Origin of the sequence: Streptomyces spiroverticillatus (assembly GCA_014650415.1) — a bacterium.
Lineage (GTDB): Bacteria > Actinomycetota > Actinomycetes > Streptomycetales > Streptomycetaceae > Streptomyces > Streptomyces spiroverticillatus.
Map to the genome: position 1 here is coordinate 252,643 of BMUX01000012.1, position 26,628 is coordinate 279,270.

The 26,628-nt window shown below is 72.6% G+C and carries 22 protein-coding genes and 2 pseudogenes; 13 read left to right on the forward strand and 11 right to left on the reverse strand.

Going from position 1 to position 26,628, the window contains the following annotated elements:
• Positions 1-79 precede the first annotated feature (79 nt).
• Positions 80-184: pseudogene (locus IE269_RS43835) on the forward strand (DUF4184 family protein); the annotation flags it as partial.
• A 32-nt stretch (positions 185-216) separates the two neighbouring features.
• Positions 217-897 (forward strand): DUF4184 family protein, encoded by a 681-nt coding sequence (locus tag IE269_RS29040; RefSeq protein WP_229898332.1) that lies wholly within the window; start codon positions 217-219, stop codon positions 895-897.
• A gap of 49 nt (positions 898-946) precedes the next feature.
• Here IE269_RS29040 and IE269_RS29045 read toward each other — a convergent pair whose 3' ends face one another.
• From IE269_RS29045 to IE269_RS29060, 4 genes are all read right to left on the reverse strand, one after another.
• A complete protein-coding gene (locus IE269_RS29045) occupies positions 947-1,615 on the reverse strand; it encodes a response regulator (protein ID WP_189826144.1) in 669 nt (222 codons plus the stop codon).
• 44 nt (positions 1,616-1,659) lie between these two features.
• Positions 1,660-3,210, reverse strand: coding sequence for a sensor histidine kinase (locus IE269_RS29050; RefSeq protein WP_229898333.1), 1,551 nt, complete (start codon positions 3,208-3,210; stop codon positions 1,660-1,662).
• A gap of 61 nt (positions 3,211-3,271) precedes the next feature.
• Positions 3,272-3,928: a response regulator gene (locus IE269_RS29055; RefSeq protein ID WP_268253630.1), complete on the reverse strand. Its 657-nt coding sequence runs from the start codon at positions 3,926-3,928 to the stop codon at positions 3,272-3,274.
• A complete protein-coding gene (locus IE269_RS29060; protein ID WP_268253631.1) occupies positions 3,925-5,046 on the reverse strand; it encodes a sensor histidine kinase in 1,122 nt (373 codons plus the stop codon). Before IE269_RS29060 ends, IE269_RS29055 begins: the two co-directional genes overlap by 4 nt.
• Positions 5,047-5,557: 511 nt before the next feature.
• Here IE269_RS29060 and IE269_RS29065 point away from each other — a divergent pair.
• The 3 genes from IE269_RS29065 (at position 5,558) to IE269_RS29075 (ending at position 8,614) form a co-directional block, all read left to right on the forward strand.
• Positions 5,558-6,127 (forward strand): hypothetical protein, encoded by a 570-nt coding sequence (locus IE269_RS29065; protein ID WP_229898334.1) that lies wholly within the window; start codon positions 5,558-5,560, stop codon positions 6,125-6,127.
• Positions 6,128-6,271: 144 nt separating this feature from the next.
• Positions 6,272-7,729, forward strand: coding sequence for an argininosuccinate synthase (gene argG / locus IE269_RS29070; protein ID WP_189826145.1), 1,458 nt, complete (start codon positions 6,272-6,274; stop codon positions 7,727-7,729).
• Between the two features lie 258 nt (positions 7,730-7,987).
• On the forward strand, positions 7,988-8,614 hold the full coding sequence (locus tag IE269_RS29075) for a hypothetical protein (RefSeq protein ID WP_229898335.1): 627 nt from the start codon (positions 7,988-7,990) through the stop codon (positions 8,612-8,614).
• A gap of 80 nt (positions 8,615-8,694) precedes the next feature.
• Here the strand turns inward: IE269_RS29075 and IE269_RS29080 are convergent, their stop codons facing one another.
• Positions 8,695-9,897, reverse strand: coding sequence for an MFS transporter (locus tag IE269_RS29080; protein WP_189826147.1), 1,203 nt, complete (start codon positions 9,895-9,897; stop codon positions 8,695-8,697).
• Positions 9,898-9,964: 67 nt separating this feature from the next.
• On the reverse strand, positions 9,965-11,707 hold the full coding sequence (locus IE269_RS29085) for an MFS transporter (protein WP_189826148.1): 1,743 nt from the start codon (positions 11,705-11,707) through the stop codon (positions 9,965-9,967).
• 286 nt (positions 11,708-11,993) lie between these two features.
• Between IE269_RS29085 and IE269_RS29090 the strand changes: the two genes are divergently transcribed.
• Both IE269_RS29090 and IE269_RS29095 read left to right on the forward strand, forming a co-directional pair.
• Positions 11,994-12,983, forward strand: coding sequence for a GNAT family N-acetyltransferase (locus tag IE269_RS29090; protein WP_189826149.1), 990 nt, complete (start codon positions 11,994-11,996; stop codon positions 12,981-12,983).
• A gap of 91 nt (positions 12,984-13,074) precedes the next feature.
• A complete protein-coding gene (locus tag IE269_RS29095; RefSeq protein ID WP_189826150.1) occupies positions 13,075-14,277 on the forward strand; it encodes an acyl-CoA dehydrogenase family protein in 1,203 nt (400 codons plus the stop codon).
• 13 nt (positions 14,278-14,290) lie between these two features.
• Here the strand turns inward: IE269_RS29095 and IE269_RS29100 are convergent, their stop codons facing one another.
• Both IE269_RS29100 and IE269_RS29105 read right to left on the reverse strand, forming a co-directional pair.
• Positions 14,291-14,857: a DUF5994 family protein gene (locus IE269_RS29100; protein WP_229898336.1), complete on the reverse strand. Its 567-nt coding sequence runs from the start codon at positions 14,855-14,857 to the stop codon at positions 14,291-14,293.
• A gap of 138 nt (positions 14,858-14,995) precedes the next feature.
• Positions 14,996-15,958, reverse strand: coding sequence for a pyridoxal-phosphate dependent enzyme (locus IE269_RS29105; RefSeq protein ID WP_189826151.1), 963 nt, complete (start codon positions 15,956-15,958; stop codon positions 14,996-14,998).
• Between the two features lie 229 nt (positions 15,959-16,187).
• Between IE269_RS29105 and IE269_RS29110 the strand changes: the two genes are divergently transcribed.
• The 5 genes from IE269_RS29110 (at position 16,188) to IE269_RS29130 (ending at position 22,357) form a co-directional block, all read left to right on the forward strand.
• Positions 16,188-17,423 carry an FG-GAP-like repeat-containing protein gene (locus tag IE269_RS29110; RefSeq protein ID WP_229898337.1) on the forward strand — a complete coding sequence of 412 codons (1,236 nt, stop codon included), beginning with the start codon at positions 16,188-16,190 and terminating at the stop codon, positions 17,421-17,423.
• A gap of 106 nt (positions 17,424-17,529) precedes the next feature.
• Entirely contained in the window at positions 17,530-18,351 is an 822-nt protein-coding gene (locus IE269_RS29115) for a TauD/TfdA family dioxygenase (RefSeq protein ID WP_189826153.1), read from the forward strand.
• Positions 18,352-18,708: 357 nt separating this feature from the next.
• A complete protein-coding gene (locus IE269_RS29120; protein ID WP_189826154.1) occupies positions 18,709-20,118 on the forward strand; it encodes a family 2B encapsulin nanocompartment shell protein in 1,410 nt (469 codons plus the stop codon).
• A 56-nt stretch (positions 20,119-20,174) separates the two neighbouring features.
• Entirely contained in the window at positions 20,175-21,440 is a 1,266-nt protein-coding gene (locus tag IE269_RS29125; protein WP_189826155.1) for a family 2 encapsulin nanocompartment cargo protein terpene cyclase, read from the forward strand.
• A gap of 53 nt (positions 21,441-21,493) precedes the next feature.
• Complete coding sequence (locus IE269_RS29130) at positions 21,494-22,357, forward strand: geranyl diphosphate 2-C-methyltransferase (RefSeq protein WP_229898338.1); 864 nt, start codon at positions 21,494-21,496, stop codon at positions 22,355-22,357.
• A gap of 56 nt (positions 22,358-22,413) precedes the next feature.
• Here the strand turns inward: IE269_RS29130 and IE269_RS29135 are convergent, their stop codons facing one another.
• A complete protein-coding gene (locus IE269_RS29135; protein ID WP_229898339.1) occupies positions 22,414-23,406 on the reverse strand; it encodes a GlxA family transcriptional regulator in 993 nt (330 codons plus the stop codon).
• An 86-nt stretch (positions 23,407-23,492) separates the two neighbouring features.
• Between IE269_RS29135 and IE269_RS29140 the strand changes: the two genes are divergently transcribed.
• On the forward strand, positions 23,493-24,317 hold the full coding sequence (locus tag IE269_RS29140) for a dienelactone hydrolase family protein (RefSeq protein WP_189826156.1): 825 nt from the start codon (positions 23,493-23,495) through the stop codon (positions 24,315-24,317).
• Positions 24,318-24,346: 29 nt separating this feature from the next.
• On the opposite strand, the gene IE269_RS29145 is transcribed toward IE269_RS29140, so the two are convergent.
• Together IE269_RS29145 and IE269_RS43840 are read right to left on the reverse strand one after the other, a co-directional pair.
• Entirely contained in the window at positions 24,347-26,485 is a 2,139-nt protein-coding gene (locus IE269_RS29145) for a S9 family peptidase (RefSeq protein ID WP_189826157.1), read from the reverse strand.
• Between the two features lie 39 nt (positions 26,486-26,524).
• A pseudogene (locus tag IE269_RS43840) lies at positions 26,525-26,628 on the reverse strand (DUF4097 family beta strand repeat-containing protein); the annotation flags it as partial.

Sequence of the window (26,628 nt, forward strand, 5' to 3'; positions counted from 1 at the left end):
CTGCCCCGGTACGACGGCGGGCCGTGCGGCCGCTCCGAGGATGGAGGAACACCCCCTTCCCCTTCCTCCGGAGCCCGGCATGCCCGCCACCTTCGTCCATCCCGCCGCCGTCGTCCCGCTGTGCAGGGGCAGACTCGTGCCGTCCGCGCTGATCATCGGATCGACGGTGCCCGACCTGTACGAGCTGCCGTTCCCCGACAGCGGCGGCATGCACGAGTGGATACCGGGCCTGATCTTCTGCCCCTCCAGGCCCTCCCGATGCTGGCCGGCTACCACCTGCTGCTCAAGCGGCCACTGGCCGACCTCGCGGGGCCGAGGCTGCGTGCCAGGCTCGCCGGTCCCGTGCGGGGCTTCCGGCCGCGCACCGTCGACGACTACGGCTGGATCTGGCTGTCGGCCGCCCTCGGCACCGCCACCCACCTCTTCTTCGACGACCTCACCCACGGGACGTACGTCGACTGGGGCCTGACTCCCGTCGTCGGCTCCTACAGCGGCACCCAGCTCGTCCAGGAGGGTCTCTCGCTCGTCGGACTGCTGGTGCTGGTCCTGGCCGTGTGGTCCTGGTACGGCAAGGCCCCCGTCGCCACCGACCCCGGCGCCCTGCTGCCCGCGCAGCCCCGGCCCGCCCGGATCACCGCCCGTACGGCCCTCGTCGCCGCCGTGCTGGCGGGCGCCCTCGCCGAGGTGCTCGACCCGCGCGTCGCGAAGGTCTACCCGGGCATCATCCAGACCGAGCCGGTCCCCATGGGCTTCGCCTTCGTCTGGGACGTCTCCGTGGACGCTTCGCTGCGGGCCCTCGACTGGGGCGTCGCGGCGATCGTCGTGTACGCGGCCGTCTGGCAGGCGTGCCGCCTGCTGCCGTCCCTGCGGGCGGGCGCCTTCTCCGTACGGAAGTAGGCACGACAGCAGCAGAAGCAGGGGTACGAGGCCGGACGCGCCCGGCGGCTCACAGCCCGCCGGTGAGCCCCGCCTCGTGCGCCACCAGCGCCGCCCGCACCCGGTTGGTCGCCCCGAGCTTGGTCAGGATGCGGCCCACGTGCGCCTTCACCGTGCCGGGTTCCACGCCGAGCCGCTCGGCGATCTGCGCGTTCGAGGAACCGTCGCCCAGCAGGGCCAGCACCTCCCGCTCCCGCTCGGTGAGGCCCGCCACCAGCTCGGCGGCCCGCGCGGCGGCCGCACCGCGCTCCTGCTCCTGCGCCGCGCGCAGCCTGCGCAGCACGTGTCCGGTCACCCCGGGCGAGAGCACCGCCTCGCGGGAGGCCGCCGCCCGGGCCGCGCCGATCAGCTCCTCGGGGCGGCTGCTCTTCAGCAGGAAACCGTCCGCCCCGGCCGCCACGGCCCCGGCCACGTACTCCTCGGTGCCGAACGTCGTGAGCATCAGCACCGCGGCCGCAGGACGCAGCTCCTTGATCCGCCGCACCGCCGAGAGGCCGCCAGCACCCGGCATCCGTACGTCCAGCAGCACCACGTCGACCGGGACCCGCCCGGCCTCGGCGACCGCGCTCGCGTCGTCGCCGGCCTCCGCGACCACCTCGATGTCCTCGGCGTGCCGCAGCACCAGCCGGATGCCCGCACGGACCAGGGCCTCGTCGTCCACGAGCAGCACTCGGATCACGGGAAACTCCGGAAAGGGGCACGGGATGCAGCAGGGCACAGGGCTCAGCGGCGGACGGTGAACCGGGAAACCTCGACCAGCCGGTCGTCGCGGAAACAGTAACGCACCAGGTGGACGGGGTGCGGGCCCGGTTCCTGGCCCACATACGGGAACACGCAGTCCGCCCCGGCGGGCACCGCGGGCTCATGGCCGAGCGCCGCGGCCCGGGCCAGCGGATCGTCCGGGCCCACCCGCCGCCCGACCTCCTCCCGGTCCATCCCGACCCGCACCGGCCCCGGCTCGGGCAGTGGTACGGGGCCCGGCGCGTACCGGTCCACGAGCCGCAGCCCGAGCAGCAGCAGCGCCCCGACCACCAGCAGCCCCGCCGCCCCGGCCGCCGCCCGCAGCACACCCGGCCAGCGGGAGGGCACCTGCTCCGGGTCGACCGTCGGGGCGGACGGCACCAGGGCGAGCGCCCGGGGCAGGACGGCCTCCACGGCGAACCCCGCCCCCATGCTTGTGGCCCGGAGCGTCCCGCCGAGCAGCCCGACACGCTCCCGCAGCCCGGCCAGGCCCCGCCCCGTACCGGGGGAGGGGAGGGAGGGCGACGGCCCGTTGCGCACCCCCACCCCCACGGTGTCGTCGTCGACGTCCACGCGCACGTCCGACGGTGCGCCCGGGGCGTGCCGGTGCGCGTTGCTCAGCGCCTCGCGCAGCACCCGGTGCACCGCGAGCCGCAGCCGGGGAGCCGCCCCGGTCAGGTCCTCGCCCGTCCACTCCAGGGAGACGGGAGTGCCGGTCGCCCGGGAGGCGGCGACCAGGGCGGTCGTGTCGGCGCGCGTGCCGGTGGCCTCGGTGGGGCGGGCGTCGTCGGCCTGCCCCAGCACGCCGAGCACCTCCTGGAGTTCGGCGACCGCGAGCGAGGCGGCCGTGTGGATCTGGGCCGCCTCCTCGCGCAGCGCCGGCTGCCGGGCGGCGAGGGCCAGTTCCAGGCCGCCGGAGTACAGGGAGATCAGGCTCAGCCGGTGCCCGAGGAGGTCGTGCATCTCGGCGGCGATCCGCGACCGTTCGGCCAGCCGGGCGTTCCCGTCGGCCGCCCGCGCGCTCTCCCGCAGCATGCGTACGGCCCGCTCCTGCTGCCCGACGACCACACCGACCAGCCCGGGACCCAGCACCGCCAGAACCGACATGACCACGCCCAACGGCACGACCTGAGCCGCCGAGGGAGCCGTCGCCGGCGCGCCCGCCAACGGCAGCAGCGCCGCCACCGCGAACACCGCGACCGGCCACCGCACCGTCTGCACCCGCCGCCCCGCCCCGAAGGCGGCCACGGCCGTCAGCAGCGCCACCGAGGGAACGGCACCCACGGCCGCCGCCAGCACCCACAGCACCGCGACCGGAAACCTGTGCCGCAGCACCAGCAGCAGCGCGCACGCCACGGCACCGAGCCGGGCCCAGGAGCCGTGCGGCCCCCATTCCAGGGACCACTCCAGTACGGCTGCGGTCGCCGCAAGCACTGCGCACGCGAGCACGACCTCGGCAGCAAGACGCCGCCGGGCGGCAGGAGAGGAGGCTGCATCACTGGCGGTCGCGTCACTGGCGTACGGAAGACCCACCTCCCCATGATCACCCCGAGCGTGCGTACGCGTCCGAGCCGCAATCCACAGCTATCCGCGGTTATCCGCCCGCGACCCGTCCCGCCTCCCACGCCCACGCGGCGATCCCCACCCGGTTGCGCACCTTCAGCTTGGCCTGGATGTTCGCGATGTGGGTCTTGGCCGTACCGGCGGAGATGAACAGCCGGTCCCCGATCTCCGCGTTCGTCAGCCCGTCCGCGACCAGGTGCGCGATCTCCGTCTCCCGGACCGTGAGCGGCGATGGGGGAGCGGCGGAGGGAGCCGCCGCCTGCTGCGCCGGAAGGTCGCGCAGCAGGCGGACCGTGATCTGGGGACTGATCAGTACGTCGCCAGCCACCGCCGCCCGTACCCCCTCGATGAGCAGGTTCGGCCCGGACCGCTTCAGCAGGAACCCGCAGGCGCCGTCCCGCAGCGCCGTGCGCACGTAGTCGTCGTGGTCGAAGGTCGTCACCACCAGCACCCGCACCGGGTCCTCGACCCCGGGCCCCGCCAGCCTGCGGGTGACCTCCAGGCCGTCGAGGCCCGGCATCCGGATGTCGGCGAGCACCAGGTCGGGGCGGAGCGAGCGGGCCAGTTCGACGGCGGTGGTGCCGTCGGCCGCCTCGCCGACCACCGTCATGTCCGGCTGCGAGTCCAGGACCATGCGGAACCCGGTGCGGACGTCGGCCTGGTCGTCGGCGAGCAGGATACGGATCACTTCGGCTTCTCCGATGCGTCGTGAGGGGTACGGGGCGGGACGGTCCCGGAGGCGAACGGCAGCCGTGCCGTCAGCCGCCAGCCGGTGTCGCCGTCCGGGCCGACGGCGAGCGTGCCGCCCAGGGTGGCGGCGAGTTCGGTGAGCGCGGGGACGCCGCGACCGCCGCGCCGCTGGGCGAAGGGGCGGGGACGGGACCGTACGCCGTCGTTGCGCACGCTCAGGTCCAGGGCGTCGCCGGTGACGGCCAGCGTGACGTCCACGCGGGTTGCCGCGGGGGAGTGGCGGCGGACGTTGGTGAGGGCCTCCACGACGATCCGGTACGCGGCCGCCCCGACCTCTCTCGGCAGCTCCTCCGGGAGTTCCGCGGCCATGTGCAGCTCTGCCTGCGTGGAGCCTGCGGCGGCGAAGTCGGCCACAAGGGAGGGGAGTTGGGACACGGAGGGCAGGGCGGTCGCGGTGCCGTCGGGGTCGAGCATCTCCATGGTGCGGTCCATGGCCGACAGGGCGTTCAGCCCCGCCCTCTCGATGCGTTCCAGTGCGAGCACGGCCTGCCCCGGGTCGGTCGCCGCCACGAACCGGGCGGCCTGCGCCTGCACGACGATGCCGCTGATGTCGTGCGCCACGAAGTCGTGCAGGTCCCGGGAGAGTTGGAGGCGCTGTGCCCTGCGCGCGTCCAGTACCGCCCGGCCCCGCAGGTCCTGCTGGCGGCGGAAGTGGGCCCCGGCCGCCACCGCCGCCAGTGCGGGCAGCAGCCAGACGGCCGCGATGCCGGTGCTCTCCAGCAGTGAACCGCCGGGGGCCAGCGGCACCGGCCACAGGGCCACGGCCAGGGACGCCAGCACCACCGAGGGACGCAGTTCCCTCGGGGCCGACCACCGGGTCACCGCCGCGATGAGCGGCAGCAGCAGGAAGGCCTGTGCCAGCTTCCAGCCCGACCCCGCCTCGTCGGCGGGCAGCGCGAAGGAGGTGACGAGCGACAGCACCGCGCACCCGGCGGTGGCGGCCGAGACGTCCACGCCCCCGGCGGCGCCGAAACCGCCACGCCGCATCCCGATCCCGATCCGTACCAGCGCACCGCACGCCACCAGCACGACCAGGCCGTCAAGTGCCGTACGCACCAAGCCGATTGTGTCCCCCATGCGTGCACCTTAAGCGCTCGGCCCCCGAACCGGCATCTGCCGATCGGCATACCCGCCGCACCCACTGTGGCCTCGGCTTTTGTGCCGAACGGCGGATGGGCGGAAGGGACTGCGACGGCTGAGATGGGAGGCATCGCAGGACGGCCCGGAAGGGGCCTCCGGAGCAAGGGAGTTGGCATGCGGAAGCAGCACGTGGCGGGGCTGGGCGAGAGGGAGGCCCGCCGTACGGCGGAGTGCGGCACCGGGAGCGCGGGGGCACGGAGGTCGGCCGCACGGGAGAGCGCGGCACGAAGGCGGGCAGCCGAACGAAGCGCGCCACCGTGGTCCTCGGACGGGCAGCGGGAAGCACTCGCCAAGACGCCGCCCGCACCCGCCGCCCCCGCTGCGTCGCTTGCCGGACCTACTGCGACGCCTGCCGTGCCTGCGGCACCCGCTGTCGCGCCTGCCGCGACGTCCGCCGCGCCCGTCGCCGTCCGGGAGGCCGGTCGCCGTGGCTGACGTACTGAGCGCGACCCAGGACCCGTACCTCCGCGACAGCAGTGCGCAGGTCCCGCGGGGCATCCGCCGGGCCGCCCACGTGGCCGCGCTGACCGCCCTGCCGACCGGGCTGTGGCGCGTCGCCACCGCCCTGGGCTGGGACAGCGGCTTCCGTGACGACTACCTGCGTCCCGACCGGTTCCCCGGCTCCGACTCCTTCTACCTGATCGCCCTGAGCGTCTTCGCCGAACTCCTCGCGCTGCTCGCGCTGGGCCTCGTCCAGCGCTGGGGCGAAGTCCTCCCGCGCTGGGTGCCGTGGCTCGGCGGGCGCAGGATTCCGGTGGCGGCGGCGGTCGTCCCGGCCGCGCTGGGAGCGGCGGCGGTCCTGTACGTGACCGTGACGATGGCGCTGACGTGGAGCGACCAGCTGGCCGAGCCGGGCGCCCCGACCGGGGGCAAGCAACTGGTGATGACGCTCTGCTACGCCCCGTTGCTCCTGTGGGGCCCGCTCCTCGCGGTCGTCACCGTCGCCTACTGGAGGCGCCGGACCGGGCGGTCGGCCCGGACGCGGTATTCGAACTGACGGTACGTGCGCGAGAGGCCCGGGTCCGCCGACCCGGGCCCCGCCTGCGACCGGACCCGCCCCGAGCCCGTGCATCCGTACGAGTCGACAGCGTCACACCCGAACGGCTTTGCATGGCCATGCGTAGTCATGCATACTCTTCCTATGTCTAAGGTCCTCACCTCCCTCCCCGCCGGCGAGCGCGTCGGCATCGCCTTCTCCGGTGGTCTCGACACCTCCGTCGCGGTCGCCTGGATGCGCGACAAGGGCGCCGTCCCGTGCACCTACACCGCCGACATCGGCCAGTACGACGAGCCCGACATCGCGTCGGTGCCCGGCCGTGCGAAGGCCTACGGTGCCGAGATCGCCCGCCTGGTCGACTGCCGCGCCGCGCTGGTCGAGGAGGGCCTGGCCGCACTCGCCTGCGGTGCGTTCCACATCCGCTCCGGCGGGCGCGCCTACTTCAACACCACCCCGCTGGGCCGGGCCGTCACCGGCACCCTCCTGGTGCGGGCGATGCTGGAGGACAACGTCCAGATCTGGGGCGACGGCTCCACGTACAAGGGCAACGACATCGAGCGGTTCTACCGCTACGGCCTGCTCGCCAACCCGCACCTGCGGATCTACAAGCCCTGGCTGGACGCGGACTTCGTCACCGAGCTCGGCGGCCGCAAGGAAATGTCGGAGTGGCTCCTGGCCCACGACCTGCCCTACCGGGACTCCACCGAGAAGGCGTACTCCACCGACGCCAACATCTGGGGCGCCACCCACGAGGCGAAGATCCTGGAGCACCTGGACACGGGTGTCGAGACCGTCGACCCGATCATGGGCGTCAAGTTCTGGGACCCCTCGGTCGAGATCCTCACCGAGGTCGTCACGATCGGCTTCGAGCAGGGCCGCCCGGTGACGATCAACGGCAAGGAGTTCGTCTCCGCCGTCGACCTCGTCATGGAGGCCAACGCCATCGGCGGCCGGCACGGCATGGGCATGTCCGACCAGATCGAGAACCGGATCATCGAGGCCAAGAGCCGCGGCATCTACGAGGCCCCCGGCATGGCCCTGCTGCACGCCGCCTACGAGCGCCTCGTCAACGCCATCCACAACGAGGACACCCTCGCCCAGTACCACAACGAGGGCCGGCGGCTCGGCCGGCTCATGTACGAGGGCCGCTGGCTGGACCCGCAGGCGCTGATGGTCCGCGAGTCCCTCCAGCGCTGGGTCGGCGCGGCCGTCACCGGCGAGGTGACGCTGCGGCTGCGGCGCGGCGAGGACTACTCGATCCTCGACACCACGGGCCCGGCCTTCTCGTACCACCCGGACAAGCTGTCCATGGAGCGCACCGAGGACTCGGCCTTCGGCCCGGTCGACCGGATCGGCCAGCTCACCATGCGCAACCTCGACATCGCCGACTCGCGCGCCAAGCTGGAGCAGTACGCGGGCCTCGGCCTGATCGGCTCCTCGAACCCGGCGATCGGCGCGGCCCAGGCCGCCTCGACCGGCCTCATCGGCGCGTCGATGCCGGAGATGCCCGAGGGCGGCGCCCAGGCCATCGCCTCGCGCGGCGAGGTCTCCGCCGAGGGCGAGGCGCTGGACCGCGCGGCCATGGAGTTCGGCACGGACTGACCCTCCCCGTGCCCGGCCGTGAGGCCCCGTCAGACGCTCGCGCCGCCTGACGGGGCCTCACGGCGTTCCCCGATTGGACGAACTTCCTCCGCGGTCCGAAAAAGCCGGGAACCGCAAGGCCACAGCCATGTTCACGCCATGTCGACGTGCACGGAAGGTGACCGAAGTAGCTCCAAATATTGCGATAAGTGACCAATGTTCGGACGGTGGTGACGAGCAGTCCGCTCACTCACATCCGAAAGGACCCTCTTCATGCGCATGTCCCGGAAAGCCGGCCTGATTGTCTCGACCGCAGTGTGCGGCGCCCTCGCCCTGGGCACCGCGGGCCCGGCCTTCTCGGCCGTCCACGACGCGCCTGTCAGCTCCGAGGCGCCCGTACCCGCCATTCCGGGGGCCGATGCCCTCGCCAAGCAGACGAAGACCCTGGGCGACCTCGGCGGTGCCCTCACCCCGGTCACGGACCTGGTGAACGCGGTGCTCAAGGCCCCCAAGGGCAAGCTCGCCCCGGCCGACGCGGCCAAGCACGCCAAGGCGGTAAAGGCGGCGCTCGCGAAGGTCGGCAAGGCCGCCCCCGCTCCGAAGGCCGCCCCTGCTCCGGCGGCGGACCTGCAGGCCAAGGCCGTGGCCACGCTTCAGGCCAGTGTCGACGCGCTCCTGAAGGCGTCCGCCAAGGGCGACCCGAAGGCGGTCGCCGCCGCTGTCACGGTGACCCTCACCGCCAGCGTTAACCTCGTGGTGGGCGTCGCGCTCGCCGGCGGCCTGCCGGTGCCGAACCTGCCCGGCCTGCCGAAGCTCCCGAAGGTCCCGGGTGCTCCCGCGGTTCCGAAGATCCCCGGCGTGCCGGCCGTCCCGGCGCTCCCGGCGGTCCCCGGCCTCGGCGGCTAGGACCTGCGCGCACCGCCCGTGGGCCCGTACGGATTCGTCCGTACGGGCCCACGGCCTTGTCGCGGCTGCCGTGCCCGGTGCTACGTGGCGGGGCGCGTGACACGCATCCGCTCGTATGCGTACACGCACCCGGCCAGCGCCAGGTCCGACAGCAGCATGAAGCCGATCGAGTACGAGTCCTTGGCGCTGTAGATCGCGCCCATCAGCAGCGGCGGCAGGAATCCGCCGAGCCCGCCCATCGCCCCGACGATGCCGGTGACGCTGCCCACCTGGGCCTGCGGCGTCACCTGCGAGACGAGCGCGAACACGCTGCCGCCCGCGGCTCCGAGCCCCGCCGCCATCGCCAGCAGCGCGATCGTCCCCAGCGGCCCGAGCGCCGGGTCGAAGGCCTGCACGACGGCGAACACCGCCACCACCAGGAGCGCGCCCGCCGTGACGGCCGCCGGGTGGAAGCGGTCCGACAGCCGCCCGCCGATCGGCCGGAAGATGACCGTGACTAGGGCGAACCCGGCCGCCTTGGTGCCCGCGTCGGTCGGCGACAGCTCGTACCAGGTCTTCAGGTACGTCGGCAGGTACACGCCGAACGCGACGACGCCGCCGAACCCGATCGCGTACAGCGCCGACAGCTCCCACGTCACCCGCAGCCGGCCCGCCCGCCCCAGCCGGGAGGCCAGCGAGGCCGTCGGCACCGCACGGTCCGGGGGATCGGTGATCAACACGGCGGCCAGCACCGCGAAGGCGGCCAGCGCCACCGCGACCACCACGAACGGCAGATTCTCCCCGTGCGCCGCGATGCGCGGCGTGAAGTAGCCGGACAGCGCCACCCCGCCCGTGCCCATGCCGAACACCCCGAGCGCGAAGCCTCTGCGGGACGGCGGGAACCACGAGTTGACCAGCGGCACACCGATCGCGAACGTCGTGCCGCCCAGCCCCAGCAGGAACCCGACCAGCAGTATCATCGGGTAGCTGTCCCGCGCCGGGATCAGCAGCAGCACCGGCACGATCGTCAGCGCCGACACCAGCGGAAACATCAGCTTCGCCCCGTACCGGTCGGTCAGCGCACCCGCCGGGATCCGCCCCACCGACCCCACCAGCACCGGCACCGCCACCAGCAGCGACTGCTGGAAGGAACTGAGCCCGAGGCGGTCCTTGTAGCCGACCGCCAGCGGGGCGATCAGGTCCCACGCCCAGAACGTGAGCGTGAACCCGAGCGTCGCCACGAGCAGATTCCGGTACGCGGCGGCCGGAGGCTTCACGGCCGGGGGTGTGCGTGCGGTGTCCATCCTTCCAGTGAAGGATTCGTACGGCCCACGGGCGCGGGGGAGTGGGCCGTACGCAGTAGCCGGGCCCCTACCCCCGGGCGGCCTCCTCCGAGGCCGAGGCGGCCTCCAGCGCCAGATCCAGCTGTACGGTCCGGTCCTCACCGTGGTGTGTGGCCGCCGCCGCGCGCGGGGCGTGGCCGGGGGCCTTCGCCGCGAGGACGTACGGGCCCTGCGCCGGGACGGAGAGGGCGTACCGGCCCTCGGCGTCGGTGAGCGCCGCACCGGCCTGGCGTCCGCGCCGGTCGATCAGCGTCACCCGGGCGCGGGCCACCGGTGCGCCCTCCGCGCCCAGCACCCTGCCGCGGAACGCCGCGAGGGTCTCCTCGGTGCGCGCCAGGACCGCGTCCTCCTCGCTGCTGGCCCGTAGTTGCACGACGGGCTTGCGGCGGCCCGGCAGGAACAGGGCGAGCAGCACACCGACGACGACCGCACCGGTGGCGATCAGGAACGACAGCCGGAAGCCGTGCATGGTCGGGATCGCCACCCCGCCCGCATGGGTCGCGGTGTTGGCCAGCACCATGCCGATGACCGCCGACGACACCGAGGTGCCGATCGACCGCATCAGGGTGTTCAGGCCGTTGGCCGCGCCCGTCTCGGACGGGTCCACCGCGCCGATGATCAGCGCGGGCAGCGAGGAGTAGGCGAGGCCGATGCCCGCGCCGATGACCACCGAGATGACGACGGTCTGCCAGGCGGCACTCATCAGGCCGAGCCCGGCCCCGTACCCGATCGCGATGATCAGCATGCCGAGGATGAGGGTGACCTTGGGGCCGAACCGCGCCGAGAGCCGGGCGTACACGGGGGCGGTGAACATCATCGTCAGGCCGAGCGGCGCCACGCACAGCCCCGCGACGACCATCGACTGGCCGAGCCCGTACCCGGTCGCGGACGGCAGCTGGAGGAGCTGGGGAAGGACCAGCGAGATCGCGTAGAAGGCGACGCCGACCATGATCGAGGCCAGGTTGGTGAGCAGCACCTCGCGCCGGGCGGTGGTGCGCAGATCGACGAGGGGGGCCTTCAGCCGCAGCTCCATGAAGCCCCAGGCGAGGAACACCACGATCGCCGCGCCGAACAGACCGAGCGTCGTGCCGCTGCCCCAGCCCCAGTCGCTGCCCTTGGTGATGGGCAGCAGGAGCAGGACCAGGCCGAGCGTGAGGCCGAGCGCACCGGCCACGTCGAAGCTGCCCCGGGCACGCAGCGGGCTCTCGGGTACGACGGCGAGCGTCAGCACGATCGACAGGACGCCGAGCCCGGCCGCGCCGAAGAACAGCGCGTGCCAGTCGGCGTGCTGGGCGACGAGGGCGGCGACCGGCAGTGCGAGCCCGCCGCCCACGCCTATGGAGGAGGACATCAGGGCCATGGCCGAGCCCAGCTTCTCCGCCGGAAGCATGTCGCGCATCAGCCCGATGCCGAGCGGAATGGCGCCCATGGCGAAGCCCTGGAGCACCCGGCCCGCGATCATCACCAGCAGCTGGTCGGTGAAACCGCAGATCAGCGAGCCGACCACCATGATCGCCAGGCTGGTGATCAGCATCCTGCGCTTGCCCGCGAGATCGCCGAGGCGGCCCATGATCGGGGTGGAGACGGCACCGGCGAGCAGGGTCGCCGTCATGACCCAGGTGGCGTTCGAGGGCGAGGTGTCGAGGAGTTCGGGCAGGTCTTTGATCACCGGTACGAGCAGGGTCTGCATGACCGCGACGACGATGCCGGCGAAAGCGAGGACAGGGACGACGCCGCCTGTTCGGCGGGTGGAGGTCGTCGGCTGTGGCATGGGGTGGGGCCTCCGGTGGGAAGTCACGGGCGGGAGCCGGGGGTTCGGCAGGAACGGGGTCGCAGCGCGGGCGGGGGTACGTGTAGCTCGAACCTGTTTCCCGAGGCACCTATTCCGACGATCGCCGTACGAACGGATTCTTGACCTTCCATTGACCGCGGGCGCCCCTCGCCGCCCCCGTACCGTCGGCCCGATATGCCGTCCTTGCCCGGAAGATGATTTGATCGTCGGGGAGTCCGGGTACGCGCACCGGGTTCCCCGTACGCGAAGCGAAAGGACGGCACACATGCAGGGACAGGACGCCATATCCGTCGAGGGCCTCACCACCCGCCCCCTCACCCGGGACGCGGTCCCCGCCTGGCAGGACCTGCACGAAGCCGTTGAACGCGCCGACCGCACCGGCGAGCACGTGGGCCCCGCCGAACTCGCCGAGGCCCTCGCCGACCCCAAGCTCGACCTCCAGCAGGACAGCCTCGCCCTCTGGGAGGGCCCGCGCATGGTCGCGTACGCCGTCCTGCACACCCCGCACGGCGCCGTCGACGCGGCCCGCTTCGGCGCGGACGCCGCCGTGCACCCCGACTGGCGGCGGCGCGGCATCGGCACCCGCCTGGTCACCTGGCTCGCCGCCCGCGCGAAGGACCGGTACGCGGCCGACACCGAACTCTCCGCCCTGACCGGCGAACTCCTCCTCGACGGCAAGGCCGGCGACGAGGGCCTGCGCAAGCTGGCCGAGAAGTGCGGCTTCACGCCCGTCCGCTGGTGGTTCTTCATGAAGCACCCGCTCAAGGAGATCGAGGAGCCCCGTCCCGCCCCGGACGGCACCCGCCTGGTCCCGTACGACACCCCGTACGACGACGCCACGCGCCAGGCCCACAACGACGCCTTCCGCGACCACTGGGACTTCGCCCGCTTCGACACCGCCGACTGGCAGACCTGGGTCACCGGCGTCAGCGCCTTCCGGCCCGCCATGTCCCGGCTGCTGGTCGCGGGCGACGAGGTCGTGGCGTACCTCCTCGCGGAGGAGAACGAGGCCGACACCGCAGCGACCGGCAGCCGCGACTGCCACGTCGGCTACCTCGGTACGCGACGGGACTGGCGCGGCCGGGGCGCGGCCCCCGCCCTGCTGTCCGACCTGCTGCGCGCCGCCGCCGACGCCGGGTACGACACCGCCTCGCTCACCGTCGACACCGCCAACCCGAGCGGCGCGCTGGGCTTCTACGAGCAGACCGGCTTCGTGGCCGACCGGGAGTCGGTGACGTACGCCCGGCCGCTGTGAGGCGACGCGCGGGGGTGCCGCGCATCCCCAGTGGATCACCGGGTACGAGGTCGGACACCTTGGCTCACCGAACGGTCGTGGAGGCGGACGCATGGCGGACAACCTGCTGGAAGAGGACCTGTACCGGTTCGAGGAACTGCTCGACGAAGCGGAGCGCACCACCCTCCACCGCGTCCGTGAGTTCCTGCGCGAGGAGGTCGCCCCGCACGCGGACACCTGGTGGGGGCGGGCCGCCTTCCCGCACCATCTGATCCCGCGCTACGGCGAGTTGGGCATCGCGGGCATGGCGTACGAGGAGTGCGGGGGCGCTCCCGGCGGCAGCGGGGCCACCCCCGCCAGCAGCCTTCTCAACGGCTTCGTCGCGCTGGAGATGGCCCGCGTCGACGCCTCCATGGCCACCTTCTACGGGGTGCACTCCGGCCTCGCCATGGGCAGCATCGCCCGCTGCGGCTCGAAGGAGCAGCGCGAGCGCTGGCTGCCCGCGATGGGCCGCATGGAGAAGGTCGGCGCGTTCGCCCTGACCGAACCGCAAGGCGGCTCCGACGTCGCGCTGGGCCTGCGCACCACCGCCCGCCGTGAGGGCGACACCTGGGTCCTCAACGGTGAGAAGCGGTGGATCGGCAACGCCACCTTCGCCGACCTCGTCGTCGTCTGGGCCCGCGAGGAGGGCGAGGACGGCGGCGTCCGGGGCTTCGTCGTCGACACGGCGACCCCCGGCTTCAAGGCCACCCTCATCGAGAACAAGATTGCCCTGCGGACCGTCGAGAACGCCGACATCGTCCTCACCGACTGCCGCGTCCCCGAGGAGAACCGCCTCCAGGAGGCGGGCGGTTTCCGCGACACCGCCGACGTCCTGCGCCATACTCGCAGCGGCGTCGCCTGGGAGGCGGTCGGCGTCATGCTCGCCGCGTACCGCATCGCCCTCGACTACACCCGCGAACGCGAGCAGTTCGGCGGTCCCGTCGCCCGCTTCCAGCTCGTCCAGGACCTCCTGGTCAAGATGCTCAGCGACGCCACCTCCTGCCTCGGCATGGTCGTGCGCCTCGCCCAACTGGAGGACGCGGGCACCTTCCGCGACGAACACTCCGCGATGGCCAAGGCGCACTGCACGACCCGGATGCGCGAAGTCGTCGGCTGGGGCCGCGAACTCCTCGCGGGCAACGGCATCGTCCTCGACTACAGCATCGGCCGCTTCGTCGCCGACGCGGAGGCCCTCTACTCGTACGAAGGCACCAGGGAGATCAACACCCTGATCACCGGGCGCGCGGTGACCGGGCTCGGCGCGTTCGTCTGAGTTCCGCCGGACCTCACCCGGACAGCGACCGTCCGCCCTCCGCCTCCCAGGCCGCCCGCCGCGCCTCCTCGTCGCCGAAGTCCGGGCCGAAGTGTGGGCCGAGGTCCGGGCCGAGGTCCGGCGCCTCGGCGACGAGGGTGCTCGCCGTGACCCTGCGCGCGGGGTCGGACGCGGCGGCCATCAGCCACGCGGCGGTACGGGCCGGGGTCTGCGGCGGAACCACCAGCAGGTCCCAGCGGCCCACCGTGCGGGACAGCAGAAGCAGCTTGTGCGGATCCTGCTCGGCCAGGAACCAGCCGACCTTCACCACATGCCCCGCCACCGGCACCTTGCGCGGGACCACCGGCCAGTGCGTCGGATTGACCGTGACCCGGGTGATCAGTCCCCACAGCGGATCCAACTCCGCTATCAGCAGCGGAAGTTCGAAGGCCAGATCACGGGAGTACGGCCACCACGCGCCGTCGAGCAGGGCGGGCGCGGAACCCGGCGGAGCCAACGCCAGCCGCAGCGGGCCGGTGGCACGCGCTGCCGGAGGCGCGGGGGAGGAAGCGGAAGAGGGGGAGGAAACGGTCGCGGTCATGGCGCGGGCCTCGCTCCGGCCGGTACGACCCGGCACGGTGTTGTGGATCGCCGGGAACGGCACCGGCAGTGGAGGCCGGTGCCCGAAGTGCCCTCGGTACCCCCAACCGTACTCCCGAGGGCTCCCCGACGTACCCGCTCAGCGCGCGCACAACTCCGTGAAGCGAGCGGTGTCGATGTTGCCGCCGGACACGATCACGCCCACCCGCTCCGGCAGGTCCGTCACCTGCCCCGCGAGCAGCGCGGCCAGCCCCGTCGCCCCGCTCGGCTCGACCACGATCTTCAGCCGCTCGAAGGCGAAGCGCATCGCCTCCCGAATCTGATCATCCGTCACCAGAACCACCTCGTCGACCAGTTGACGGTTGATCTCGAAGGTCAGCTCGCCGGGGCTCTGGATCGCCTGCCCGTCGGCGATGGTGCGCGGCACCGGCACGGTGATCCGCCGGCCCGCCGCCAGCGACTGCCTGGTGTCGTCCCCGGCCTCCGGCTCCACCCCGACCACCCGGGTGTTCCCGTGCAGCCCCTTGACCACCGTGGAACTCCCGGCGATCAGCCCACCGCCGCCCACGGGGGCAAGGAGCGCACCCAACTCGCCGGTCTCCTCGACCAGTTCCAGCGCGGCCGTGCCCTGCCCGGCGATGACGTGCGGATGGTCGTACGGCGGAATGAGCGTCAGTCCGCGCTCGGCCGCCAGAGTGCTGCCGAGCACGATCCGGTCGCCCTCGTACCGGTCGTACGTGACGATCTCCGCCTCGTACCCGAGAGTCGCCTCCACCTTCGACCGGGGCGCGTCCTCGGGCATGAGGATCACCGCGCTCGTGCCCAGCTCGCGTGCCGCCAGCGCGACGGCCTGCGCGTGGTTGCCGGAGGAGAAGGCGGCCACCCCCTTCGCCAACTGCTCCGGCGAGAGCCGGGAGACGGCGTTGTACGCGCCGCGGATCTTGAACGCGCCGATCCGCTGGAAGTTCTCGCACTTCAGATGCACCTGCGCGCCGACGCGCTCGTCCAGCGTGCGCGAGCGCAGCACCGGGGTGCGGTGCACGACGCCCTTCAGCCGGGCGGCGGCGTCGCGTACGTCGTCCAGTGTCACGGGAAGAGTCATGGGGGTCCTTCGCTCGGATGCTTGGGGCGGTTCGTGGGTCTTCCTGTACGTCCATGCTGGGGCCGTGCTGTACGTCCGTGTGCTTCGAGCCGTACAACGTCCGCGCCCGCCTCCGGGGTTCCCGGGAATAGTGGGGCGCGAGTGACGGAAGGGGCCGCTATGCTCCACTCCGCATGTGAATCCTCGGGCACATCCGCTCGACACTTTGCGCACATCCTGGGGGGATGAGTTGCGTTCCACCTCCGCGCGCCTGGCGCGCAGCACGGCCGTCGCCGTCGCCGCCTCACTGGCGGCCCTGACGCTGTCCGCCCCGTCCGCCTCCGCCGCGACCGGCGAACGCCGTTGCCCGGCGGGCAAGTTCTGCCTCTTCCAGTACCAGGACTTCAAGGGCGAGATGAAGATCGTCACGTCCAGCATGCCCACAATGGGCAAGTGGGACAATTCCACGTCCTCACTGGTCAACAACAGCGCGTACTGGGTCCAGGTCAACACCAACCCCGAGACGGCCCTGCCGGGGGAGCGGTGGATCATCGCCCCGCACCACGGGGCCGACAACTTCGGCGGACCGAAGTTCCGCAAGCTGTGGGACAACACCATCAGCTCGCTGCGCATGGCCACCACCGAGTACGAGACCGTGCACCGCGTCCCGTGGATGGACTGGTCCCGCTCCGCCTCCGACGACCGTCCCCAGGGGCTCCCGGCCGTGGCCCAGTTCGGCGACCTGAACAACGACCGCCGCCCGGACCTGCTGGAGCGTGCCGACGACGGCCGTCTGTGGTTCCTGTCCGGCATCACGGGCGCGGACGGCGGGACGAGGGGCAGGCTGGTCGGCGGCGGCTGGAACAGCATGACCCAGCTGTCCCGGCACGGCGACCACAACTCCGACGGCAAGGAGGACCTGTACGCCCGTGACACCGCAGGCACGCTCTGGTTCTACCCGGGCAGGGGCGACGGCGCCTTCGGCAACCGTACGAAGGTCGGCGGCGGCTGGAACTCCATGCGCGAGATCAGCGCGGCCGGCGACCTCACCGGTGACGGCCGCCGCGACCTCCTCGCCCGCGACACCGCCGGAACCCTCTGGGCGTACCCCGGCAACGGCAAGGGCACCTTCGCCGCCCGCACGAAGGTCGGCGGCGGCTGGAACACCATGAACCGGCTCGTGTCCCCCGGCGACCTCACCGGCGACGGCAAGGCCGACCTGCTGGCCCGCGACGGCAGCGAGACGCTGTGGCTGTACCCGGGCAACGGCAGGGGCGCCTTCGCCGCCCGCAAGAAGATGCCCGGCAAGTGGCCCGCTGACGAGCACGTCATCGCCGCCGGTGACATCAACGGCGACGGTCGCTCCGACCTCCTGCACACCGTCTTCTCCTCGCTGTACGTCCAGCACGGCAACGGGAGCGGCGGCCTCGGCGGCGCACAGTACGACACCCTGTGGGACGAAGGGGACCGGGTGCGCGCCTTCTGATCCCCTCCCTTCCCCGCGCGCCGGACGCTTCACCGTCGGCGGGCGGGGGAAGGGATGGCCTCGTTCGCGGAAGCACCGCCCGAACCGCACGAGGCCAGGGATGCACATGGAAGACAATGTCCAACGGCCCGCGGCATGGCACCCGGCCACCCTCCGTCAGGCCGACTGGCTGATCCGACTGCCCACCGGCTGGAGCCCTGCGGACACCTCCGGCCCTTCCATCGTCGGACGCCTGCTGACCGCCCTGCGGGACGGCCCGGGATTCGCCGTTCTGCGCGGCCTGCACCTGGACGGGCTCGACGACCGGGCCTGCGCCGGACTGGGCCAGGAGATCATCGCCCTGGCAGGCACCCCGCGCCCGCACGAATCCGCCGCTCCCGGGGACCACCTCTTGGCGCGCGCCGATCACACCCAAGGGCCCGAGGAGGCGGCGCTCGCCCCGCACACCGACCGCGCCGGACCACCGGGCCCGCCGCACCTGCTCGCCCTCCTGTGCGTCCGGCCCGCACCCGTCGGCGGCGACTCACTGCTGGCGAGCGGAGCCACCGTCCACGACCGGCTGGCAACGGTCCACCCCGGCCAACTGCCCGCCCTGTACGGCGACTTCCGCTTCGGCACGGAACCCGGCCTCGCCCGCACCGGCCCCGTCTTCGCCCGTACGGGCGACCGGCTGACCGTGCACTACAACCGGCACCAGATCGAACGCGGCCACCACGCGGCCGGCGACCCGCTGAGCGCGGCACGGACCCGCGCCCTCGACGCCTTCGACGACGTACTCGCCGACCCGGACCTCTTTCTGCGCGTGCCGCTGCGCCGGGGCGACCTGCTGCTGCTCGACAACACCGCCGTGCTGCACGGCCGTACCGCCTTCACCGACCACCCCGACCCGCGCCGCCGACGCTGCCTGACCCGGTCCTGGGCGGACTGAACCGCCCGCATTAGGGGATCCGGCCCGGCTGCACCACCGGGCCTTGCCGAGAGCCTGGCCGATTCGTGCCGCGTTCTTGCCTCGCGGGCGTGAACTCCCTTGCGCCGCAAGCCCGTTGACCATGCGTACTCGGCCGAATCCCGCTGGTGGCGGGGCAAACATCCAGCGGGCCCGATCATCGTATCGAGTTAATGTCACCGGCTTCTGCGGGCCGGAAGGGCGAACCGGTGGTTACTGTTCCACGGTGTCTGGGCCGATTCCCCGGCTTTTGCCCCTGCTTACCCCTCTTTGCCCGGCGGGCGGACGTATCCAGCCGCCGTCCTCCCCGCCGAGTCGAGCCCAAGGAGAGCCCGCCCGATGAGCGTAGAAACGAGCCCCGAACCACAGGTGGGGACCCCGCAGCAGGCCCTGAGCACGGCGGCCGCCCGCAACCTCGCCACCACGACCAAGTCCGCCCCGCAGATGCAGGAGATCACCTCCCGCTGGCTGCTGCGGATGCTCCCCTGGGTGGAGACCAAGGGCGGGGCCTACCGGGTCAACCGCCGCCTGACGTACACCGTCGGCGACGGACGCGTCGACTTCGTGCAGGACGGCGCCGACGTCCGCGTCATCCCCCGCGAGCTCGGCGAACTCGCCCTGCTGCGCGGCTTCGACGACGTGGACGTGCTCACCGCACTCGCCGACCGCTGCGAACAGCGCGACTTCCGCGCGGGCGAGACCCTCGTGGAGCGCGGCGCGCCCGCCGACCGGCTGCACCTCATCGCCCACGGCCGCGTCAGCCAGAAGGCCGTCGGCAAGTACGGCGACGAGCAGGAACTGGCCGTGCTCGCCGACGGCGACCGCTTCGGCGACCAGGCCCTCCTGGACGGCGAGTCCCACTGGAAGTTCACCGCCACCGCCGAGACGTCGGGCACCCTGCTGACCCTCAGCCGCGACGACTTCGAGTCCGTACGCGCCTCCGCGCCCGCCCTGCACGACCACATCGAGAAGTTCCGGTCGCTGCCGCAGCAGCGGCAGAACCACAAGGGTGAGGCCGAGATCGCCATGTCCGCCGGACACGTCGGCGAGCACGCGCTGCCCGGTGCGTTCGTCGACTACGAGGCCAGGCCCCGCGAGTACGAACTCTCCGTCGCCCAGACCATCCTGCGCGTCCACTCCCGCGTCGCCGACCTCTACAACGGCCCCTTCAACCAGACCGCCGAGCAACTGCGGCTGACCGTAGAGGCATTGAGGGAGCGTCAGGAGTACGAGCTGATCAACAACCGGGAGTTCGGGCTCCTGCACAACGCGGACTTCAAGCAGCGCATCCAGCCCCGCAGCGGCCCGCCCACCCCGGACGACCTCGACGAACTGCTCACCCGGCGGCGCGGTTCGAAGTTCTACCTGGCCCACCCCAGGACCATCGCGGCGATCGGCCGCGAGTGGAGCGCCCACGGCCTCTACCCCGACCAGGTCGACCTCGGCGGAGAGCTGGTCCGGGCCTGGCGCGGCGTCCCGATCCTGCCCTGCGACAAGATCCCGATCACCGAGGACAACACCAGCTCCATCCTCATCATGCGCACCGGCGAGGACAACCAGGGCGTCATCGGCCTCCACCAGACCGGCCTGCCCGACGAGCACGAACCGGGTCTCTCCGTCCGCTTCATGGGCATCAGCGAGCAGGCGATCCTCTCCTACCTGGTGACCACCTACTACTCGGCCGCGGTCCTCGTCCCGGACGCGCTCGGCGTGCTGGAGAACGTCCAGATCGGTCACTGGCGGTCCTGAGCGGGGGCCCGACCCGTCGTTCCGTCCAGCCCGCCCACCCGAGAAGGAGCCCCCGGATGTCCGCCCCCGACCCGACCCCCGCCGTGTCGAGCCTGCCCGAGGCCGCCGCACGCTTCGGGGCGCAGGTCCTCGCCGAAGCGGCGGCCCGCGCCCTCGACCTCGCGACCGCCACCGGCGGCGCCCCCCTCGCAGCGACCCTGCCGGCCCCCGCGCCTCCGGCCGCCGAGCCCCCGCCCTCGTTCCTCCCGACCGGCCCCAGCGGCCTCGGCACCTCCAGCCTGCGCCTGCTCGCCGCCACCGCTCCCGCGCCCGAACCCTCTCCGGCACCGCCGTCGGAGCCCGCTGGCCGGCCCATCCCCGGGCTCTACTTCCACCCCGTGCCCGAGCCCGACCCCGTGCGCGTGGAAGAAGTCAGCCGACGGATCAAGTCCTGGGCGATGGACGAGATCGACCTCTACCCCGACGACTGGGAGGAGGAGTTCGACGGTTTCTCCGTCGCCGGGTACATGGTCGGCTGCCACCCGGACGCCCCCACGATCGACCACCTGATGCTCGCGACCCGCCTGATGGTCGCCGAGAACGCGGTCGACGACTGCTACTGCGAGGACCACGGCGGCTCGCCCGTCGGCCTCGGCGAACGGCTGCTCCTCGCCCACACCGCACTCGACCCCCTGCACACCACCAAGGAGTACGAACCCGATTGGGCGCAGTCCCTCCACGCGGACGCCCCCCGCCGCGCGTACCGCTCCGCCATGGAGTATTTCGTCCGGGAGGCCACCGCCTCCCAGGCGGACCGGCTCCGCCACGACATGGCCCGCCTCCACATGGGCTACCTCGCCGAAGCCGCCTGGGCCCTGGAGGAGCGCGTGCCCGAGGTGTGGGAGTACCTGGCGATGCGCCAGTTCAACAACTTCCGCCCCTGCCCCACCATCACCGACAGCGTCGGCGGTTACGAACTCCCCGCCGACCTGCACGCCCAGCCCGCCATGCAGCGCGTCATCGCGCTCGCGGGCAACGCGACCACCATCGTCAACGACCTCTACTCGTACATGAAGGAACTCGACGCCCCCGGCGTCCACCTGAACCTGCCGGTGGTGCTCGCCGCACGGGAAGACCTCTCCGAACGCGACGCCTACCTCAAGGCGATCGAGGTCCACAACGACCTCATGCACACCTTCGAGGCCGAGGCCGCCGCCCTGGCCGCCGCCTGTCCCGTGCCGAGCGTGCAGCGCTTCCTGCGCGGCGTCGCCGCCTGGGTCGACGGCAACCACCGCTGGCACTGCACCAACACCTACCGCTACACCCTGCCCGACTTCTGGTGACGGGCTCAGACCCCGAAACAACCCTCCACGCACCGAGCAGAACGGATTCCTCTGTGACCACCACCACCTCCGCCTTCGTCCCCACCCCCTCCACCCCCTACCAGGGCGACATCGCCCGCTACTGGGACGGCGAGGCCCGGCCCGTCAACCTCCGCCTCGGCGATGTCGACGGCCTGTACCACCACCACTACGGCATCGGCGAGATCGACCACGCAGCGCTGGGCGACCCCCAGGACAGCGAGGCCGAGAAGAAGCTGATCGCCGAACTGCACCGCCTGGAATCCGCCCAGTCCGAACTGCTCCTGGACCACCTCGGCGACATCGCCCGCACCGACACCCTCGTCGACGCCGGCTGCGGCCGCGGCGGCACCAGCGTCATGGCCCACCAGCGCTTCGGCTGCACCGTCGAGGGCGTCACCCTCTCCGCCAAGCAGGCCGACTTCGGCAACCAGCGCGCCCAGGAACTGGGCATCGACGACCACGTCCGCGCCCGCGTCTGCAACATGCTCCACATGCCCTTCGAGACCGGCCAGGCCCAGGGCTCGTGGAACAACGAGTCCAGCATGTACGTCGACCTGCACGACCTCTTCGCCGAGCACTCCCGCGTGCTCGCGGTCGGCGGCCGCTACGTCACCATCACCGGCTGCTGGAACCCGCGTTACGGCCAGCCCTCCAAGTGGGTCTCGCAGATCAACGCCCACTTCGAGTGCAACATCCACTCCCGCCGCGAGTACCTGCGCGCCATGGCTGACAACCGCCTCGTCCCGCAGGCCGTCATCGACCTCACCCCCGACACGCTGCCCTACTGGAAGCTGCGGGCCACGTCGTCGCTGGTCACGGGCATCGAGGAAGCGTTCATCAACTCGTACGAGGACGGCTCCTTCCAGTACGTCCTGATCGCCGCCGACCGCGTCTGACCGCACCCGGTCCGCTCTGATCCCACCCGGTCCCCGGGGCCCGCGCGCCCCGGGGATCACCGGCGCCGGAACGCCGCCCGGTACTCGCCCGGCCGCCGGCCCGTGTGCCGGGCGAAGACGGAGCTGAACGTCCCCGTGTCCCGGTAGCCGACGTCGGCGGCGACGCCCGCCACGGTGCGGTCGGTGGTCTCCAGCAGGTGCCGGGCCCGCTGCACCCGCGCCGCCTGGAGGTACGCGAGCGGGGTGACCCCGGCCTCGTCGCCGAAGCGCCGCAGCAGGGTGCGCGTGCTGACGTGGAACTCCCGGGCCAGGGCGGGCAGGTCGTACCGGGCGTCGAGATGCTGGTCGAGCCACCGCTTGACGCCCAACGAGAACTCCCGGCCGGGCGTCGGCAGCAGCGCCGGGTCGACGTACGGGGCCTGCGTGGAGCGCGCGTCGTCCACCAGCGCGATGCGCGCCGTGCTCCGGGCGACACCACTGCCGTGGTGCGTGCGGATGAGCTGGAGCGCGAAGTCGTACATCGCACTGAACCCGGCCGTCGTCGTCACACCCCGATCGGTCACCACCAGCCTCTGGGGAAACACCCGTACCTCCGGGAACCGGTGGGCGAGCCGGTCCGCGAACAGCCAGGACGTCGTCGCCTCCCGCCCGTCCAGCAACCCGGCCCCGGCGACCAGAAACGCACCCACACAGATCGACACGACCGCCGCCCCGGCCGCTGCCTGCGCCCGGATTACCGCCACTTCCGGCCCGAGGCGGGCGAGTGTCGCGTCGAGGTCGAGCGTCGGCGACAGTTCGAAACCCGGCACGACCAGCACATCCGCGGGCCGCACGGCCGACACGTCGAGGGCCGTGCCGCCGGACGCGCTCACCTGGCGCCGCGGCGAGACGACCGACACCTCGAACGCCGGCTCCCGCCCGCCGCTGACATGACCGGCCATGGTCAACAGGTCCGGGACCCCGTACACCTCCGACGCGAAACACCCCGGATAGGCCAGCACACTCACCCGCAACGCACCCATGCGGCCCCCTGCCGTCTCCGTGGTCATCGGTGGCGCTCGGTGGCGAGATTACCGGGACCCATGGCGATACCGCCGCTTCCGTGCACCGCCCACCGGCACGCACCATCACCCCCATGCCCCTCACACGCGGACAGCGCGACCCCCTGGACGACTTCTCACGGCGCACCGTCGCCGTCGACGGCGTCGAGAAGACCGTGTACGTCGCCGGATCGGGACCGGCGGTCGTCCTGATGCCGGAGATGCCCGGCATCAGCCCCGACGTCGCCCGGTTCGCCCGCTGGATCCGGGACGCGGGCTTCACCGTCCACCTGCCCTCCCTCTTCGGCGTCGACGGCGCCTACCCGCTGGCCGAGGCCCGCGAGACCGTCGTCCAACGCGCCTGCGTCAGCGCCGAGTTCAGGGCCTTCGCGGGCGGCGGCACCAGCCCCGTCACCGCCTGGCTGCGGGGCCTGGCCCGCCAGGCGCACGCCGAGTGCGGCGGACCGGGCGTCGGCGCCGTCGGCCTCTGCTTCACCGGCAACTTCGCGCTCACCATGGCCCTGGAACCCGCCGTCATAGCCCCCGTCGTCAACCACCCCTCCCTGCCGCTCGACGACCCCGACGCCCTCGAACTCAGCGAGGAGGACGCGGCCGCCGTCGCCGCCCGCGTCCGGCGCGACGGCCTCACCGTCCTCGCCTACCGCTTCGAGAACGACAGCTGGTGCACGGGCCGACGCTTCGCCGCGTACCAGAAGCTGCTCGGCGACGCCTTCGACGGCCGCGTCCTGCCCGCCGAGGCGGCCAACCCCGACCCGCCGCCCTTCTTCCGCGACGTCGTCGGCTGCGCCCACAGCGTGGTCACGGCCCACTTCGTCGACGCGGAGGGGCACCCCACGGTGCGGGCCAGGGACGAGATCCTGGCGCACCTGGCCGAACGGCTGCGGCCACGCGCTCAGTGAAGAACGCGTGGCCGCAGCACACTCCTTGCTCAGGCGAACATCTCGGCCAGCAGCTCCGGCCCGATGGGGATGGGAGCGGGACGGTACGCGGGCGGGCGCACCCCCATCAGCTCGCGCACCAGGAAGTCCCAGGCGCGGGTGCGGACGTAGGCGATGCAGTCGATGAACGTGTGCTCGGCGCCGGGTACGAGGAGCAGCTCGAACTCCTTGTTCGCGGCGACCAGCCGGTCGGCGAGGCGCAGCGTGTGGCTCGGGTGGACCTGGTCGTCCAGCTCGCCGTGGACGAGCAGCAGCTTCCCGGCCAACTGGTCGGCGAGGGGGAGACTGGACGTACGGGCCCAGGTCTCGGGGCTGTCCGCGCCGTCGTACGTCTCGACGAAGCCCGGGTTGAAGGTGGGGGCGTCGTGCGAGCCGGACATCGCGACGCCCGCCTTGTACGTCTCCGGGTGGTCCAGCATCGCCCGTGCCGCCGCGAAGCCGCCGCCCGAGTGCCCGAACACACCCACCCGGTCCAGGTCCAGCCACGGCCGGTCCACCGCCAACTGCCGCAGTGCCGCGACGTGATCGGCCAGCCCGCCGCCGTCCGCCAGCCGCCCCCACGAGGCGTCGTGGAAGGCCTTGCTGCGGCCCGGGGTGCCCCGCCCGTCCAGCGCGACGACGGCGAAACCGAGCGCGGCGAGGGGTTCGGCGTCCAGGCCCATGCCGCCGGGGTCGAAGGACGGGGCGACCCGGGCGACCTGCGGACCGGGGTAGACGGTGTCCACCACCGGGTAGCGGCGCTCGGGGTCGAAGCCGTGCGGCCGGTACAGCACCCCGTAGAGATCGGTCTCCCCGTCGGCCGCCTTGACGCAGAACCTTTCCGGCGCGGACCACCCGGTGGCGACGAGCGCGGAGACGTCGGCCCGCTCCAGCTCGACCCGCACCTTCCCCGACCAGTCCAGGACCCGGGTCACCGGGGGAGTGTCGACGGTGGAAGCGGAATCGAGGAAGTAGTCCTGTCCCGGCGCCACCGTGACGACGTGGTCCAGGTCGTCGTCCGTCAGCCGCTCAAAACCGGAACCGTCCAACGAGATGCGGCACACGCTGCGCCGGTACGGGTCCGCCGCGACCAGCCCGTACGCGGTGAAGTACACCGCCCGCGCGGCCTCGTCGACGCGCAGGATCTCCCGCACCGCCCACTCCCCGGCGGTGACCTGCCCGAGCAGCTCGCCGGAGCGCAGGTCGTAGCGGTACAGGTGCCCCCAGCCGTCCCGCTGCGAGTACCACAGCACCTCGTCGGCCAGCACCCGCACGAGCGGCGGCTCGTAGAACGACTGGTTGGGCTCCACCCGCGTCCGACCGGACTCGCTGAGCACCGTAGTGACCTCACCGGTCGCGGGGTCCAGCCGGTGCAGGGCGAGCGTGCGCAGGTCGCGCGGCCGGGACAGGTAGTACACCGCCGCACCGTCCGGCGCCCACCACGCCCACCGGGCCGTCACCGGCGACAGTGCGGGCATGAGCAGCGGCTCGGCCTGCGCACGGACCACGGCGGCGGGAGTGACGTCCAGGACGACGAGTTCGGCCAGCGGCAGGTGCGCGTCCCCCGGGTGGGCGTAGCGCTGCGTGTGCAGGACGGGCGGGCCGCCGTCGGCGGGGCTGGACTCCACGAGGTGCGCCTGCCGGACCTGGCGCTCGTCGGTCCGGTGGGTGAGCACCTTCGTCGAGTCCGGCGACCAGGCGACGGCCGGGGGCAGGTGCGGGAGGCCGATCTTGCGCAGGAGGGTGGGGTTGCCCGTGGACTCGGGGCCCACACCGTACGCATGGCCGGGCGCGCCGTCCGTGGTCAGGGCCCACTCGCGGCCGTCGGCCAGGCAGCGCACCCAGAGGTCGTGCCCGCGCCGCGACACCGCGAACTTGCCGTCGGGGGAGGGGACTTCGAGCGGATTGCCGGGCGGGGCGGACTCGGCGCCTGCGGTGAGCTGTGCGGGGTCGAGGACCGGTTCACGGGTGCCGGTCGCCGGGTCGACCCGTACGAACCTCTGGCCGGAGCCGGTGTTCACTGCGTACCAGAAGCGGGCGCCACCGTCGGTCCACTGCGGCGTGACCCTGTCGCCGGTGACGAGCTCGCCGGGTCGGGCGGGGCGGCGCAGGAGCTGCTCGGCGGTCCGGTACTGCTCGGAGGTGCTCATGGGGAAGGTGTGCCCTTTCTCGGTGCGGGTGACGGGGGGTCAGTTGCTGCGGGCGGTGATGTTGCCGTACGAGGTGGTGGCGTGGACGGTGAGCTTCGCGGCCGAACCGGCGCTGTTCTGGAGGGAGTTGGCGATGCGGCCGT